This window comes from Burkholderia pulmonis (assembly GCF_984667975.1).
The window spans coordinates 179,558-195,749 of record NZ_OZ480187.1 but is presented as its reverse complement, the minus strand read 5'-3'; the positions used below and the strand labels follow the sequence as shown (position 1 = coordinate 195,749).

Genomic DNA, 16,192 nt, shown 5'->3' with positions numbered 1-16,192 from the left:
CCGTTGAACGAAAGGGATCAGTGCGCGTCCGGCGAGGCCGGCAGCACGAGCAGATGGCGCGGGTCGATCGCGATGCTGCGCGCGGCGGGCTCGCGCCCTTCGCACAGCAGCACGTCGGCCGAGCCGTCGGGAATGAAGTCGTAGCGCTGCGTCGCGCCGAAGTAACGCACCTCCCCGCGACGGCCTTCGATGCGGTTCGTGCTCGGCGCCGGCGGATCGGCCTGCACGTGCTCGGGCCGCACCAGCACCGCGATGTCCTCGCCGGGGCGATGCGCGCCCGTTTCCGCGCGCAGCGTCGCGAAACGCACGTCGATTTCGCCGTGCGCGAGCACGCGCCCGCGCAGCAGTGTCGAATGCCCGACGAAGCGCGCGACCTGCGCGGTGGCCGGGCGTTCGTACAGGTCGCGCGGCGTGCCGGCCTGCAGCACGCGGCCGCCGTCGACGATCGCGACGCGGTCGGCCATGCTCAGCGCTTCGTCCTGGTCGTGCGTGACGAACAGTGTCGTCGCGCCGCACGCGCGCTGCAGCGCGCGGATCTCGTCGCGCAACTGATGGCGGATGCCGGCATCGAGCGCCGCAAGCGGCTCGTCGAGCAGCAGCAGCTTCGGCTCGATCACGAGCGCCCGCGCGAGCGCGACGCGCTGCTGCTGCCCGCCGGACAGCATCGCGACGCCGCGCGTCGCATGGGCCGACAGCCCGACCCGCTCGAGCATGTCGAGCGCGCGCCGGCGCCGCAGGTCGGCCGCCACGCCGCGCATCCGCAACCCGTACGCGACGTTGTCGACGACCGACAGGTTCGGGAACAGCGCGTAGTGCTGGAACACCATCCCCACTTCGCGCCGCCACACGGGCACACCGGCCACGTCGGCGCCGCCGATCGCGATGCGGCCGCGCCAGCCGTCGAGCAACCCGGCCGCGAGCCTCAGCAGCGTGGATTTGCCGGAACCGCTGCGCCCCATCACCGCGAGCAGCTCGCCTTGCGCGGCGGACAGCGTGACGTCGTCGACGCCGTGACGGGCGCCCGGATACTGGAAGCTGACGTGTTCGAATTCGAGACTCATGGATGACTCACTTCAGACGTTGCACGGTGCCGACGGACACGAGCGTCGCAAGCACGGCGAGCACGAGCAGCACGACGGTGGCCGCGCACGCCATCCCCGTCGCGCCGTAGAACGCCTGCAGCAGCACGATCGGATAATTCCGGTAGCGAAAGCCGGCGATCAGGTTCGAGATCTGGAATTCGCCGATCGACAGCGCGGCCACCATCACGAGGCCGGAAAACAGGCTGTGCCGCAGGTTCGGCAGCACGATCGTGACGAACTGGCGCAGCGGCGTCGCGCCGAGCGTCGCCGCGCAGGCCTCGAGCCGTGCGAGGCCGAGGTGACGCAGGTCGCCGAGCAGCGTCTGCAGCAGATACGGCAACGTCAGCACCGCGTGCGCCGCGATCATCAGCGGCAACGTGCCGAGCCACGGCAGCGTGTCGCCGCTGAAGATCGCGATGTAGCCGAAACCGAGCGTCAGCGCCGGCACGGCGACCGGCATCAGCATCACGACGCGCGTCACGAACCCGCCGCCGGCCTGTGCGCGATGATGCAGCGCATACGCGAGCGGCAGGCCGATCACCGCGTTGAGCGCGCAGCACGCCAGCGCCACCATGAAGCTCACGCCGAACGCGCGGATGAAGCTCCGGTTCGCGGCCAGGTCGGCAAACCAGTGCCCGGTGACGCCGGTGGGCAGCAACGTGTTGGTCCACGATTCGCCCACCGCGCCGATCAGCAGCAACGCGATCGGCAGCAGCAGGTAGAGCGCGAACACCGCGAGCAGCGCCTGCAGCAACAGGCGGCCGACACGCGGTTGCGCCGCTCCGTTACGACGAATCGGAACACCGTCGGCCAATGCCGGGGCGGTTGACGGATGCATGAACTCACTCGCTGACGATCGGGGAAAACCTCGCTCGACGCCCGTCGGACGGAGCCCGCTTGCGTGGTCGAAGCCGGCGCAGTGTGCGGTTTCGACATGGCATCGTCATGAAAAAAACGTAAAAAGCGCGCATCGACCTGTGCAAGGACGGAACAGCCCGCGATGAAGCACCTGTATCCGAACGTGGCGGAGCTGCACGCATTCGCCGCTTCTGCGAAGTACCTGAACTTCTCCTACGCGGCCCGCGAACTGGGCCTGACGCCGAGCGCGGTCAGCCGGCAGATCGCGAACCTCGAAGCCCTGTTCGGCGTGAAGCTGTTCGTGCGCGAGGGGCGCGGCCTCGCGCTCACGCGTGCGGGCCAGGTGTATCACGCACGCGTCGTCGGGCCGTTGCGCGAAATCGGCAACGCGTCGATCGAACTGCTGAGCGCGCGCGAGAACAGCGACCTGCTGACGATCGCGAGCGTGCCGACGTTCACGACCAAGTGGCTGCTGCCGCGCCTCACGCGCTTTCTCGCGACGGCGCCGGACGTCACGCTGAGTTTTCGCCGCCATCTCGCGCCCGGCGACGTGTTTCCGTTCGGACTCGACGCGGCGATCCGTTATGGCGACGGCGGATGGGAAGGCGTGCGAAGCGACTATCTGGGCGGGCGAACCTTCGTGCCGGTCTGTTCGCGCGAATTCGCCGATCGGCATGCGCTGCACGCGCCCGCCGATGCGGTGGCGGCACCGCGCCTCGTGCACGAGCAGGCGGAGATCGCATGGTCCGCATGGGCGGAGCGTCATCGCGCGTCGCAGATGAACGCGCTGGCGGGGCCGCGCTTCGAGCAGTATTCGGTGCTGATCCAGGCCGCGCAGGCCGGGCTCGGGATCGCCCTCGTGCCGCGCTTCCTGATTCTCGACAATCTCGCGGCGGGCACGCTGGTCGAGCCGTTCGACGCACCGGTCGACGTGGACGCGCAGGGGCATTACCTGTGCTACGCGCCGGAGCGCCTCGACACGAGCGATGCGTTACGGTGGTTCAGGGACTGGATGCTGGACGAATCCGGGCGCGCGTAGAGCGGCATGATGTCGCCCCTGTAACGAACGGCGCGCGCCGCCGCACGGCCGCGCGCGCCCTGCGCCGGACGCCGCCCGACGGCGGCATCCGGCCTGCCGCGTCAGCGCCCGATACCAAGCCCCGGCAGCACGCGCGTGTTCTCGGCCACGACCGCATGCAGCAGGCGCGGGTCGGCGCCGAGCAGTTCGAGGATCGTCGGCGCGACCTGCTTCGTGCCGACGAGGTCGTTCACAGTGCGCGCGCGGTGGATGCCCGGATACGACACGAGCAGGCCGAGGTGGCTGTCGTCCGGTGCGTTGCCGCCGTGCTCCTCATCCTTCTTCGTGCTCGACGTGTAGATCACGCCCGGGTTCGGCTGGACGACGATGTCCGGCGTACGGCCGTTGGCCGGATCGCCGAAGCGGTCGGCCAGCGCCGCGCCGTACAGGATGTAGGCCTGCGAACCGTCCGCGCAGATCCCCGGTGCGTTGCAGGCTAGGTTCGCCTTCAGCGTCTCGACCACCGCCGTGCGCTGGCTGCGATCGCGCAGCCAGATCAGGCCCACGTCGTCGGTCTGCACGAAGCCCGTGCCGACCAGGCCCGAACCGTCGTTCAGGTTGCCCGTCGTCGTGTTGTTCTGGCCGAAGTTGCCGTTCGGGTCGAGATAGTTGTTCGTTTCGAGCAACTTCGTCAGCGTATCGCCGTTCTTCACGAGCTTCGTGTGATCGGTCGGCGACTGGCCATGCTTCGACGTGACGATCACCGCCGTCGACGCATACAGGTTCGCCTGCTTCAGCGCCGCGACGACATGGCCGATCGCGTTGTCGACGTACGTGATCGCGTTCGCAACCTGTCCGTTCGGCGTGAAATCCGCATCGAGATAGCCGCCGCCCGTCGCGACCGTCGCCTTCTGCGCGACGCTCAGCGTCTGGAAGTCGGCGCCGAACAGCGTCGGCACCGGTGCGCTCTTCGTGCCCGTCGAGTCGCGGCCTTCGATCTGGTTGATCAGCGCCTGCACGTGCAGGTTGTCGAAGCGTGCAGTGTGCGAATAGATGTCCGTGTAGTCGGTGTTCGTCGCCGGATCGATCGAGTTGATCTCGGTGCGCATCAAGTCGTCGACGCCGGTGCCCGACGGGCCGTTCAGCCAGTCGTAGCCCCACGCGTGCTTGTCGGCCCACGCGGTGTGCGCATTCGGCACGCCGGCCTTCACGGCTTCGAACACCGTGTTGGTCTTCACGTAGTTGTGCGGATAAACGGACACGCACTGGCCGTTCACGCGCGCATGCGGAATCGCCTGCGGGTTGAACGCGCCGCCGCCGTCGAGATGCACGAGCTTGCCGCCGTTGAACGCGTCGATGCCGGTCGTTTCGTCGAACACGACGTTCCAGCCCTGCTTGCCCGAGCACGTCGTATCGCCCGGTGCGTACAGGTTGCGGTCATACGACACGTCGTAGAACAGGCCGGCCGTCTTCGGCGAGCCGCCCGTCACGAGCGCCGCGAGGCCCGGGAACGAATCCGACAGGCCCGGCGTGTACGCATTCGCGTACGTCACGCCGCTTTTCGCGAGCACCGCGATGTTCGGGCACGTGTTCGCGCCGATGCAGCGCGCGAGATCCTGCTCGTGCAAACCGTCGATGCTGAGCAGCAGCACGTGCTTGACGACACGGCGTGCATGGCCGCCGTTCTCGCCCTGGCTGTTGCCGCCCTGCTGCGCCGCATGCGCGCCCGCGCTTGCGAGCGCCAGCGCCCCCACCACCATCACCGCCATTTTTCGCTGCTTGACGAACCTGGAAATCATCACCCCACCTCATCGATTGATGTTGAACTGCGTGACCTGCCATCAGGCGCGCAAAATATCGCCGGATCGTGCGGCGGTCGCATGAAGCGGGGCTTTCTGTTCTCTGTCAAACGTAACCAATCGCAAGTGACATGACGTGGTCGCAATGGGCGGCCGTCTCGTATGCCGGCCCGTGTGCCGGATTTTTTTTCGGCTTGGCCCGCGACTATTGGCGTGTGATAAAGGGTTTTCCCTGACCCGGAGCACGAGTATGTCGACCCTGGAAGCTCTCCGGTTCGTGCTGGACGATGCACGTACCCCCGAAATCATTCGCCATCACGTCGTCGATGCGCTGCAGTACGCGCTGCGCAACTACGGACCGGTGTTCACCGCGAAGGAAGTCGAATGGCTGACGCAGTGGGACGACGCGCGTCTGCCGCTGGCCGCGAGGAAGGAGCTGGGCAAGCGCGAACCGGCGATCGCCGCGCGCTAAAAAAAACGCCGCGCCCGGCAGGTGCGGGCGCGGCGGCGGATGACGGTAAACCGTGAAGCTTACTGGAGCCCGAAGTCGACGCGGGTCGTTGCGCCCTTGTCGGAGATGCCCTTCGCATCGAGCTTCGGCGCGACGACGAACACGCGGCTCGCATCGATCTTCCCGTCGAGATACTGGCGCACCGCCTGCGCGCGCTGCTGTGCGAGCGCACGCAGCGCGTTGTCGTCGGCCGGTGCGTGATCGGCGAGCGCCTGCTTCATGTCCGCATCGGGCAGCGTCTTCTGCAGGCCGACCAGGTTGCGCGGCTTCTTGAAGTCGGCAGCCTTGTACGCACGCGTCAGGTACTTCGAGTATTCGGCCTTGTCGACCTTCACCGACATCGGATCGATGCTCTCGCCCTGGCCGACCACGTCCTTCAGCTTCTGCTGGCGCACCAGCCGCTCGACGTACGCATCGCGCAACCCCGGCGTGTCCAGCGCCGGATCGACGCGACCGATCAGGTCGAGGCGGATCGACGGCTTCTCGGTCAGCATCTTCACGACCGTGTCGAGCTTCTTCTGCTGCGCGTCGGTCAGCTGGTACGAGCCCGGCGCGAACTCGACGTAGCCGAGATCCTCGCCGCCACCGCCGAACGCATTCGCGAGCAGCGTGAACGGCGACGTCACCGCCTTCGCGATCAGGTTCAGCACCGCGTGCCAGATCAGCCCGCCGACGCTGAATTCCGGATTCGACAGCGAGCCCGACACCGGCAGGTTCACGTCGATCTGGCCGCGCGTGTTCTTCAGCAGCGAGATCGCGAGCTTCACCGGCAACTTCGTCGCGGTGTCGTTCTCGACGCGATCGCCGAACGTGAGCTGGTCGATGAAGATGTGGTTGTTCGCCGACAGCTGGTCGTTCGCGAGCTGGTAGTGCAGATCGACGTTGAGCTTGCCCTTCGTGATCGGATAGCCGGCGTACTTCGACGAATACGGCGTCAGGTTGGTCAGCTCGATGTCGTGCGCGGTCGCCGTGAGGTCGAGTGCCGGCTTCTCGATCAGCGGGTTCACCGAGCCCTTGATCGAGATCGGCCCGTTGCCCGCGAGGTTCGCGGCGACGTCGACCGGCGCGGACGTCGTCGAATCCGTGCCGAACGCGCCCACCGTGCCCTTGATCGCGACGAGGTTCGCCGTGTAGTTCGGCTTGATGAAGTTGTCCGTGTACGTGACCCGGCCGTTCTGCAGCACCAGCTCGCCGAAGTGCATCCGCACCGGGTTCTGCGGCGGCGTCGCGGCCTTCACGACCACCGTCGCCGACGCAGCGGCGGGCGCCGACGCCTGCTGCGCGGCCACAGCCGATGCGGCCTGGGCAGCGGCCGGCGGCGTCATGCCCGGCGACAGCGGCACCGGCTCGCCCTTGCTCGCATCACGCGTGAGCGACTGGGCGGGGCCCGACTCCTTCGCGACCACGTCCTTCAGGTTCAACCGCCCCTGCGCATCGAGCAGCACGCGGCCGTAGAAGTTCGAGAACGTCACGCGCGCGGCGTCGACGTCGGTGCCTTTCTCGTCGTAGTTCGCCTTCAGGTTCGACAGCGCGAGCGAGCGCCAGCCCGCGAACGGGTCGGACGTCGCCTTGTCGAGCATCCGCACGTCGACCAGCGCGACGTCGCCGCGATAGGTCGCGCGCGGCGTGTCCTTCACCTGCGCGAACGTCAGGTTGCCCTGCGCGTTGAGCAGCGCGCTCGCGATCGTCGCGTTCAGCGCGCTGCCAAAGTACGGTTCGAACGCGGCCGCATCGAGGCGGTTGCCGTTGATCTTCAGGCCGAGCTTCAGCGGCTGTGCGGTCACGTCGCCCGTCACGTTCAGCGAGCCCTTGCGGTTCAGTGTCGCCTTCAGCTGCACGGGCAGCGGCTTCGTCATGTCGTCGCTCAGCTTCTGCACCGACAGTTCGAGCGGCTTGATCGCCAGCTTCACCGGGCGCGGCGTCGACAGGTCGGTGAAGTTCGCGGACGAATCCTTCACGTTCAGCGCGTCGATCCGGTAGTGCCACGACGGCGCGGCAGCCTCGGCCTTGCGCGCGACCGTGCGCTTCGGCACCGCCGCCTGCGCGGGTTCGGCCAGCGCGGCGAGGTCGATCTTGCCGTCCTTCAGGCGCTTCACGTCGAGCGCGAGCCCGCTCGCGTCGACGCTCGCGATCTCCGCGGTGCGCGCGGCGACGTCCACCTTCGCGATCTTCGCGCTCGCGTCGGGCAGCACGATCGCAGGCGCCTTGCTGTCCGGCGTGGCGATCTTCAGCGACTTCAGGCTGACCGTGCTGTCGGCGACTTCCGCGGCGAGCGGCGTCTTGCCCCAGTCGGTCTTTGCGTTGACGGTCGCGCCGAGCGTGCCGTCGAGCACGCGCGCGCGCGTCGCCTCGCCAAGGTACGGCTGCAGCGCCGGCAGCGCGAGCGCGGCGACCGTCAGCTTCGTGTCGGCCTGCTTGTCCGCCAGATTGAACGCGCCCTCGGCCGTCACGTCGCCGCCGCGCGACAGCGACGTCGACAGCGTGTATTTCGCGGGCGTCTTGCCCTGCAGCGAGAAGCCGTCGAGCGTTGCGGTGAGCTTCGTCAGCGACATCGCGGTCGGCGTCGCCGGCACGCGGTCGTCGACGTTGATCGTGCCGCCATCGATTGCGAAATGACGGATCGTCAGGTCGAGCGGCGGCGATTCCTTCGCGGCGGCGGCATCTTCAGCCTTCGCGCCGCTGGCTGCGGCAACGGCGGCACCGGAAGCGGCCGCGGCGCCCGACGCCGCCGGCTTGCCGGCTTCGGCCTTCGGAGCGGCGGACGGCTGCGCGGCGAGCTTCTCGACGTTCAGCACGCCCTGCTTGTCGCGCGACAGGTCGACAACCGGCTGGTCGATCCTGATTTCGTCGAAGTGCATCGCGTTGCGCAGCGGCTCGAGGCTGGCCGCCGCGACGTGCACGCCGCGCGCAGCGAACAGCGGCGCGGACGCACCGTCGATCACCTTCGCGTCGTTCAGGTCGACGGTGCCCGACACGCGCAGCGCGGGTGTCTCGCCGCTCATCACGAAATTGACCGTCAGGTTGCTGCTCAGCAGGCCGCTCGTCACGGCCACCGGCAGCTTCGCCGGCACGTACGAGATCAGCTTCGGCACGTCGAGGCGGTCGAACTTCAGCGCAATCTCCGATTCGCGCGACTGCGCGAACGGCTTGGTCTTGCCGTCGATCGAGATCGGGCTGCCGTCGAAGCGCGCGCGCAGCTTCGGCTCGACGAAGATGTCCGTCTTCGAAGCCAGCGTCGCGATGTACGGGATGCCGAGCGTCCAGTTGTCGACCACGTGCTTTTCGTTCAGCAGGCGGTCGTCGAAATCGATCCGGCCGTCGTTGACCTGGATGTTCGACACCGAGAACTGCGTCGGCTTGCTGTCGGGCTTCGGCGACGGCGACGAGAACTTCTCGATCAGGTCGGTGAAGTTGAAACGCTGCGCGTCGTAGCGGACGATGTGAAAGCGCGGCGAATCGAGCCGGATTTCGTTGACGATCGGCGCGCCACGGAACAGCGACGACCACGACGGCCTCACGACGAGCTTGCCGATGTCGATGAAGTCGCCCTGGCCGCCGCGCTCGCCGAGGTGGATACCGTCGGCTTCGAGGTTCAGCGTGTACGGGTTCAGTGCGATGCGCTGGATCGTGGCCGGCCGGTCGAGCTGCTTGCTCAGCTGCTGTTCTGCGATGTGGCGGATCAGCGGCGGCGCCGCGAAGAACCCGAGCAGTCCGAACAGAACGAGGAAGATCAGCACGCCGATGCCGATACGCCGGGTCCGGCGCGAGCGTGCAACGCCGCCGAGGGCATGGAGGGTCGAGGATACGGTTTCTTTGTCTGCGCTTGCCATGCTTGAATGCCTCGGGAATGGATGCCGGGCCGCCCGGACAACCGGGCGGCCGCGCACGCTATCCCGAAAGTATAGGCTCAGGAGGTGACGGTACGGAGGTCGGGCGCCGCCGCCGCGCCCGCGGGTCGGACAACGACGGCGGTCAACCGTTCATTTCCGGACGACGACGGGCGGCATCCACGACCCGTCGCTCGCCTGCGGCTTCGGCGCGTACAGGCGCAGCGCGAGCGCGAAATCGGTGCGCGGCGCCGGCAGCCAGTTGCCGGCATGCGTGCCGCCCGGTGACGCCGACACGACGATGTCGATCGAGCCGTCGTGGTTGCGGCGCAGCCGGTCGCGATCGCCGAGCGAGCGGCGCGCCGACCCGACATCGGGCAGCGCGCCGTTCGTCGTGTAGGGCGTGAGCGTCCAGAACGCGCGTACCGGCGGCACCGCGCCCGGCGCGAAGTGCAGCACGTAGCGGTTCGCGCCGTTCAACGGATGGCCGTCGCTGTCGACGCGGACGACCGCGAGCGTCTCGTCGTCGCGCGTCGCGGTGCCGAACTGCGTGTAGGCCGCGTATGCGCGCAGTGCGTAGTCCTGGCCGTACTTGCCGGCCGTATCGCCGATCCAGCTCCAGCCGTTCGCGTTCAGCAGGTTCGACGGCGCCGCCGCGAGCCGGGCGCGCGCCTCGGCGACGCCGGCCGTCGCGGCCGTGAGGCGGTCGCCCGTCCACAGCACCGGGTAGCCGGCCGTCACGCCGATGTCGCCGAGCGATTCCTGCGCGTGCGCATCGTCGGCCGGCGCGGGGTTGTCCTGCAGCGCCTGCGCGAAGCGTGCGAAGAATGCCTTCGGGTCGAGCGCGGCCACCTGCTCGGCCGGCGTGCCGCCGCCCACCGCTTCGGACGGCGCGCTGCCGGCGTGCACCGCGACCGACGCGCCGCGCTCGGCGCCCGTGTAGACGGACAGCGGCACCACGCGGATCGCCCGCTGCAGTTTCTTCACGTTCGTGAGGTCGCGCCCGCCGCTCGTCTGCAGCCGTACGTCGAGCCACGCATTGGCGGACGGCACGTCGACGCGCAGCGCACCCTTCGGCAGCGTGCCTTGCCAGTCCTTCGCGGCGAAGGCAATCGTTTGCGATCGCACGGCACCACGCGCCCCGCGCGGCGCGGCGCTCGACGACGACCACAGCACGTTCGTCCACATGTCGAGTGCGCGTGCATCCCAGTAGCGGCCGCGCGTATCGGGCAGCGTGACGATCACGGGTTCGGCGGTGACGTCGAGCCAGCCGGTCGAATCAAGCGTGTCGACGCCCGGCAGCGGCGGATTGAGCGCGCCGACGGGCGGCAGCGCCTGCGCGTGGCGCAGCGTGTTGAGCGGCGCCTGCCCCGGTTGCGCGCCGTCGCCGCCCGTCGCCGCTTCCTTCGCGACGTCCATCAGCACGAGCGGATACGCATAGATATAGGAGTCGGCCACTTCCGCACGCATCCAGCCGGTTTTCCGCTGGATCGCATCCGGTTGCGACGCGCACCCCGCAAGCAACGCCGCCATGGCCAGCGACGCGTACACGCGCCGCAGAGAAACTGATTCCCGTTGGTTTTCAATCATCGATTACTGGCCGAATATCGTTCTTTTCAGTCAACACCTTGTTCGTCTCGCGAACGGCGAAAGCAAGGCACCCCAGCCTGCCCGGATGCCGTTTCGCTACGTTTCGCAACGGTGGGCGCTGATGTCAGGCCGGTATCATAGCGCCTCGGGGCAATCCCTAATATGCCGAATACATCAGACTTCCGATCCATCTCCCGCCGTTATGTAAACGAAAGGAAGGCGGGCGGTTCGTACCGCCGACGAACGCGTCACCTGTTGCCCCTTCCGCCCCCGGATCGGTGAAAACAAAAAAGCCCGCAATCGCGGGCTTTTTGACTGAAACCTGCTCAACGGTTACGCAGGCGTGCAATCTCGCAGAATCGGACTACCGATGAGACGTCCGGCGCCTTCACATACCCACGACACCTTCTTTCCCTTTTCCAGCGACGCGGCGAGCGCTTCGTGCTCCTTGCTCAGATAAGCATTGACCGGCATGAACTCGTTGCCGGTCTTCAGCTTCACGACGATGTTGTCGAACGCATCCTTGTCGATGCTTTGAACCGTTCCGCCCACGGCCAGGGCCTTGCCCTTGTATTTCTGGTCCGCGGAGACTTCGTTCTTGTCGTAAGCGGTGAACAGCGCCGATGCGGTGACGCTCACCGTTTCAACGGGCTTTTGCGCTGGCGCAGCCTGCTCCGTAGCCGCAGGCGCATCAGTGCCCGCACTCGATGCGGCGGACGGTGCCGGCTTCTTGCCGAAAATCACACTGATGACGATGAGCGCAAGTACGATGCCAAGGCCGATTTTGAACAGTTTTTTCATTGGTCCCTCATATCATTAGCGCATCTGCGCTTGTTGGAAATTGAATTACCCCGTGGCCGCATGCGACGACTGTCAGGTTCGTCAATCGCGGGCAGTCCGTTTCTCGTGCACCGAACCCAGGTCGATCGTGCAGGGCGCGCCCGCGTCACTGCCGGCCGGTCGCTCCATGCCCTCGCCTCCCTGCCGCTGCGGATGCCGGCCGGGCATCGCACCGGCGACCAGGGCCGCGAAGGCCGCGGCGCGCACCACGGTCGGTGCTTCGCGATACCGGCGCACGAGATCACCCTCGTCGACAGAAAGCGCAGTTACGTCGCGCTGTCCCGTGAGGGCATACAGGATGTCGACACCATGCCTGGCGACAGCCTCCAGATACGTGGAATCCGGCCGTCTCGAGCCGTTCTCGTAGTTGAGTTGGGCATCCTTGGACACGCCGCCGAGAGAAGCAAACGCCGTCTGGTTCAATCCGAGACGCTGGCGTTCCTCTTTGAGTCTTTGCGAAAAGACGGTCAATTGACAACCATATACGATCATATGTGGCCAATCGACCACCGTTTAAAATCACTGCAAGGTTAACGAAGGGAAGTATATCGTTTTTATTAATATAAAAACTTCCGGCTGACGCCTCGCATCGAAGGTGAAATGCGAAGCGATACAGCGCAGGACCCTGAATTTGGCACTGTCTCGGCGCCCAATTAATCAGGACAATTGACCGGTTATCGTTTTCGGTGTCGTCAACTGTCCAACATGACTCATCACGGACCGGTCGATGGCAACAATGCCCTGCGGCCAGCCACCATCGGCACAAAGTCGACGACTGAGCATTTCTGGCGCAGGAAGAGTACTGCCAGATACGGAACGGGCGCAGTTTGCCCGGCAGGCAGGCCCGTCGCTGCCCCGTGATGCGACGGCCTCCGCAATGCCTGCGCCCCCGGGATTACGACGCCAGTATCTTCATTTTCTGGTCCGCGAACTCGGCATCGGTCAGAATCCCCCGCTCCTTCAACGCGGCAAGCCGCTCCAGCTTCGATACGACGTCGTCCGCGGCAGGCGGCACGGATATGGCGATCGCCGGATTCGATGCACGCGTGTAATCACGAATCGCATCTCTCACCTTGTTCGTGAACGGCACAACCGTTTTCTTCCAGACGTTCTTGATGATCCGCTCGCTGGCGCCATCCTCGATGCGGATTTCACCGAACATCATTCCGGTCTTTCCCGATACCGAATTCACCTTGTCGAGATTGATCGAAACCTGCTTGAGGCCGTAAATGAGACCTTTGTCCAGGAACAGGACACGGTGATCGGTAAGCACGATCAACCAGGTATTGCCATCCATCAATCCGGACGAGAAGGCCAACACCTGCTCGCCGCCCATCAGGATTTCGGGAAGATGATTCAATTCCTTTTTCGTAAAGAATTGATCGTCCCCGATTTCCCGGGCAATGCGTTTGTATTCAGCCTTCAATGCCTCTGGGCTGGAATTTTTGAAATCAAACATCGATTGGCCCCCACGCCTGTTTATAGAACGTCGAATTTTACAACCGGGTCGGCGCATTGCTCCGGTCGGTTGCAGACCATGCGTCGCTTTCGACGAAAGCAAACAACTGGTGTGCTCCGCCCTCGTCCCCAGATAGGATCGACAGGCTGACAGGGAGCCGGAGGAGGATCGCGGAATCCGCAAGCTCCCCCGCACTTGCAATCTGGTGCTTGACCTTACCATCATGGGAATGTTGATACTGGAACCATTCGCGGCACGAACCGCGCTTTTGGGGAATCCGACATGACTGAACCACTTGCCTCCGCAGCGCTGCAAACGATCGAGCTGAGCGTCGACGGCATGCATTGCGGCGGCTGCACGGGCCGCGTGCAGCGTGCGCTGGCCGCCGTACCGGGCGTCGTCGAGGCGGCAGTCGATCTGGGCACGCACACGGCGACGGTGACCGCGCAGGACACGGTCGAACCCGGCCGGCTCGTCGACGCAATAGACGAGGCCGGCTACCGCGCGGCCGTGCGCGAAGCGTCGGTAGAAGCCGTCGCGACCGCGCCTGCGGCGCATGTGCAGCCTGAAAAAGCGCAGTCGGCAGCGGCCGCGCCTCTTCCTGCCGCCGCCACGATCGAACTCGATATCGACGGCATGACCTGCGCGTCATGCGTGGCGCGCGTCGAAAAGGCACTGGCGAAGGTGCCGGGCGTCACGCATGCGTCGGTCAACCTGGCGACCGAACGCGCCACCGTCGACGCATCGGCCAACGTATCCGCCGCGCGACTCGCTGAAGCGGTGAAACAGGCCGGCTACGGCGCGACGCCGGTCGCCGTCGCCACGCCGCCCGCTGCCTCCCCCGCTTCCGCCGACTTCGAACTCGATATCGGCGGCATGACCTGCGCATCCTGCGCCGGCCGTGTCGAAAAGGCGCTGGCCGCCGTGCCGGGTGTCGCGCGCGCAACGGTCAATCTCGCGACCGAGCGCGCGTCGGTGCACGGTGCAGGCGCACTCGACGCCGCCACGCTGGTCGCGGCGGTCACCACCGCCGGCTACCGAGCATCGCTCGCCGCCGCGCCGTCAGCCGGCGCAACGGCCGGTGCCGACGCACAACCGGAGAGCGCCGCGCAGGACCCCGATGCCCGCAAGCGCCGCGAAGCGGTACGCGAACGCAACCTCGTGATCTGGTCCGCCGTGCTGAGCGCGCCGCTCGTCGCGCCGATGCTCGTCGCGCCGCTCGGTATCGACCTGATGCTGCCGGGCTGGCTCCAGCTCGTGCTCGCCTCGATCGTCCAGTTCGGCTTCGGCGCGCGCTTCTACCGCGCGGCCTGGCATGCGGTGAAGGCACGCGCCGGCAACATGGATCTGCTCGTCGCGCTCGGCACGTCGGCCGCATACGGCCTGAGCCTGTGGATGCTGCTGCGCGATCCCGCGCATCCCGGCCATCTGTATTTCGAAGCGTCGGCCGTCATCGTCACGCTCGTGCGTTTCGGCAAATGGCTCGAATCGCGCGCGAAGCGCCAGACCACCGAGGCAATCCGTGCGCTGAACGCGCTGCGCCCCGACCGGGCGCGCGTCGTCGAGCACGGCGTCGAACGCGATGTGCCGCTGGCACTGGTGCGCGTCGGCACGCAGGTCAGCATCCGCCCCGGCGAGCGCGTGCCCGTCGACGGCCGGATCGTGTCGGGCCGCTCGCACATCGACGAATCGCTGATCACCGGCGAAAGCCTGCCGGTGCCGAAGGACGGCGGCGACGCCGTCACGGCCGGCTCGATCAACGGCGAAGGCGCGCTCGTCGTCGAAACCACCGCGATCGGTGCGGAAACGACGCTCGCACGCATCATCCGCCTCGTCGAATCCGCACAGGCCGAGAAGGCGCCGATCCAGCGGCTCGTCGATCGCGTCAGCGAAGTGTTCGTGCCGGCGATCCTCGGCATCGCGTTGCTGACGCTGGTCGGCTGGCTGATCGCCGGCGCCGGGACGGAAACCGCGATCCTCAACGCGGTCGCGGTGCTCGTGATCGCGTGCCCGTGCGCGCTCGGTCTCGCCACGCCCGCCGCGATCATGGCCGGCACGGGCGTTGCAGCCCGGCACGGCGTGCTGATCAAGGACGCACAGGCGCTCGAACTCGCGCAGCGCACGACCGTGATCGCATTCGACAAGACCGGCACGCTGACCGAAGGCAAACCGTCCGTGACGGCGTTCGAAGCGATCGGCGTGCCGCGCGGCGAAGCGCTCTCGCTTGCAGCGACCGTGCAGCGCCAGAGTGACCATCCGCTCGCACGTGCCGTGGTCGCCGCATACGATGCGGATATGGCTGCGCATGGCGGCGCGACGCCGCCGGCGGTCGCGGCCGATGCGCGTGCGGTGGCCGGACGCGGCGTGGAAGCGCAGGTCGGCGGGCAGCGGCTCGCGCTCGGCAGCACGCGCTGGCGCGACGAGCTCGGCATCGCGGTGCCGGCCGCGCTCGACGCCCGCGCGGCGGAACTCGAACGCGCAGGCAACACGATCTCGTGGCTGATGCGTGCCGATGCGCCGCGCGCATTGATCGCGCTGATCGCGTTCGGCGACACCGTGAAACCGGGCGCCCGCGACGCGATCGCGGCGCTGTCGGCGCGCGGCGTCGCGAGCGCGCTCGTGACGGGTGATAACCGCGGCAGCGCGGCAGCCGTCGCGGCCGCGCTCGGCATCGGCGAAGTGCATGCGCAGGTGCTGCCGGACGACAAGGCGCGCGTCGTCGCCGAGCTGAAGCGCACGCATGGTGGCGTCGTCGCGATGGTCGGCGACGGGATCAACGATGCGCCCGCGCTCGCCGCGGCCGATGTCGGGATCGCGATGGCGACCGGCACGGACGTCGCGATGCACACGGCCGGCATCACGCTGATGCGCGGCGATCCGGCGCTCGTCGCCGACGCGATCGACATCTCGAAACGCACGTACCGGAAGATCCAGCAGAACCTGTTCTGGGCGTTCGTCTACAACCTGGTCGGCGTGCCGCTCGCGGCGTTCGGCCTGCTGAACCCGGTGATCGCGGGCGCGGCAATGGCGTTTTCGAGCGTCAGCGTCGTGACGAATGCGCTGCTGCTGCGGAGATGGAAAGGCCGCGCGCGCTGAGGCGGGCGGTGGCGAATGCCGGATGGCCGAACGGCCGTTCGGCGTTCGGCGTTCGGCGTTCGGCCAACAGGAAGGATCGGGAAGACTGCCGGCGCTGGCCGGCTGCGGCACG

At 67.1% G+C, this 16,192-nt stretch carries 11 protein-coding genes; 3 read left to right on the top strand and 8 right to left on the bottom strand.

Annotation, left to right across the window (positions count from 1 at the left end; translation table 11 throughout):
* Positions 1–17 precede the first annotated feature (17 nt).
* Together AC5LXK_RS17655 and AC5LXK_RS17650 are read right to left on the bottom strand one after the other, a co-directional pair.
* Complete coding sequence (locus tag AC5LXK_RS17655; RefSeq protein WP_493392778.1) at positions 18–1,061, bottom strand: ABC transporter ATP-binding protein; 1,044 nt, start codon at positions 1,059–1,061, stop codon at positions 18–20.
* A gap of 7 nt (positions 1,062–1,068) precedes the next feature.
* Positions 1,069–1,920, bottom strand: coding sequence for an ABC transporter permease (locus tag AC5LXK_RS17650; RefSeq protein WP_493392777.1), 852 nt, complete (start codon positions 1,918–1,920; stop codon positions 1,069–1,071).
* A gap of 162 nt (positions 1,921–2,082) precedes the next feature.
* On the opposite strand from AC5LXK_RS17650, the gene AC5LXK_RS17645 reads away from it, so the two are divergent.
* Positions 2,083–2,979: a LysR substrate-binding domain-containing protein gene (locus tag AC5LXK_RS17645; protein ID WP_493392776.1), complete on the top strand. Its 897-nt coding sequence runs from the start codon at positions 2,083–2,085 to the stop codon at positions 2,977–2,979.
* A gap of 101 nt (positions 2,980–3,080) precedes the next feature.
* On the opposite strand, the gene AC5LXK_RS17640 is transcribed toward AC5LXK_RS17645, so the two are convergent.
* Positions 3,081–4,757, bottom strand: coding sequence for an alkaline phosphatase family protein (locus AC5LXK_RS17640; protein ID WP_493392775.1), 1,677 nt, complete (start codon positions 4,755–4,757; stop codon positions 3,081–3,083).
* A gap of 250 nt (positions 4,758–5,007) precedes the next feature.
* Here AC5LXK_RS17640 and AC5LXK_RS17635 point away from each other — a divergent pair, with 250 nt between their 5' ends.
* Positions 5,008–5,229, top strand: a complete 222-nt coding sequence (locus AC5LXK_RS17635) for a hypothetical protein (RefSeq protein ID WP_493392774.1) — start codon at positions 5,008–5,010, stop codon at positions 5,227–5,229.
* Between the two features lie 59 nt (positions 5,230–5,288).
* Here the strand turns inward: AC5LXK_RS17635 and AC5LXK_RS17630 are convergent, their stop codons facing one another.
* From AC5LXK_RS17630 to AC5LXK_RS17610, 5 genes are all read right to left on the bottom strand, one after another.
* Positions 5,289–9,098, bottom strand: coding sequence for a DUF748 domain-containing protein (locus AC5LXK_RS17630; RefSeq protein ID WP_493392772.1), 3,810 nt, complete (start codon positions 9,096–9,098; stop codon positions 5,289–5,291).
* 150 nt (positions 9,099–9,248) lie between these two features.
* Positions 9,249–10,685, bottom strand: a complete 1,437-nt coding sequence (locus AC5LXK_RS17625; protein WP_493392770.1) for a DUF1254 domain-containing protein — start codon at positions 10,683–10,685, stop codon at positions 9,249–9,251.
* A gap of 333 nt (positions 10,686–11,018) precedes the next feature.
* A complete protein-coding gene (locus AC5LXK_RS17620; RefSeq protein WP_493392769.1) occupies positions 11,019–11,486 on the bottom strand; it encodes an OB-fold protein in 468 nt (155 codons plus the stop codon).
* An 81-nt stretch (positions 11,487–11,567) separates the two neighbouring features.
* Positions 11,568–11,996, bottom strand: a complete 429-nt coding sequence (locus AC5LXK_RS17615; protein WP_493392768.1) for a helix-turn-helix domain-containing protein — start codon at positions 11,994–11,996, stop codon at positions 11,568–11,570.
* 424 nt (positions 11,997–12,420) lie between these two features.
* Entirely contained in the window at positions 12,421–12,984 is a 564-nt protein-coding gene (locus tag AC5LXK_RS17610) for a PH domain-containing protein (protein WP_493392767.1), read from the bottom strand.
* A gap of 282 nt (positions 12,985–13,266) precedes the next feature.
* Between AC5LXK_RS17610 and AC5LXK_RS17605 the strand changes: the two genes are divergently transcribed.
* Complete coding sequence (locus AC5LXK_RS17605) at positions 13,267–16,080, top strand: heavy metal translocating P-type ATPase (protein ID WP_493392766.1); 2,814 nt, start codon at positions 13,267–13,269, stop codon at positions 16,078–16,080.
* Positions 16,081–16,192: the final 112 nt, after the last annotated feature.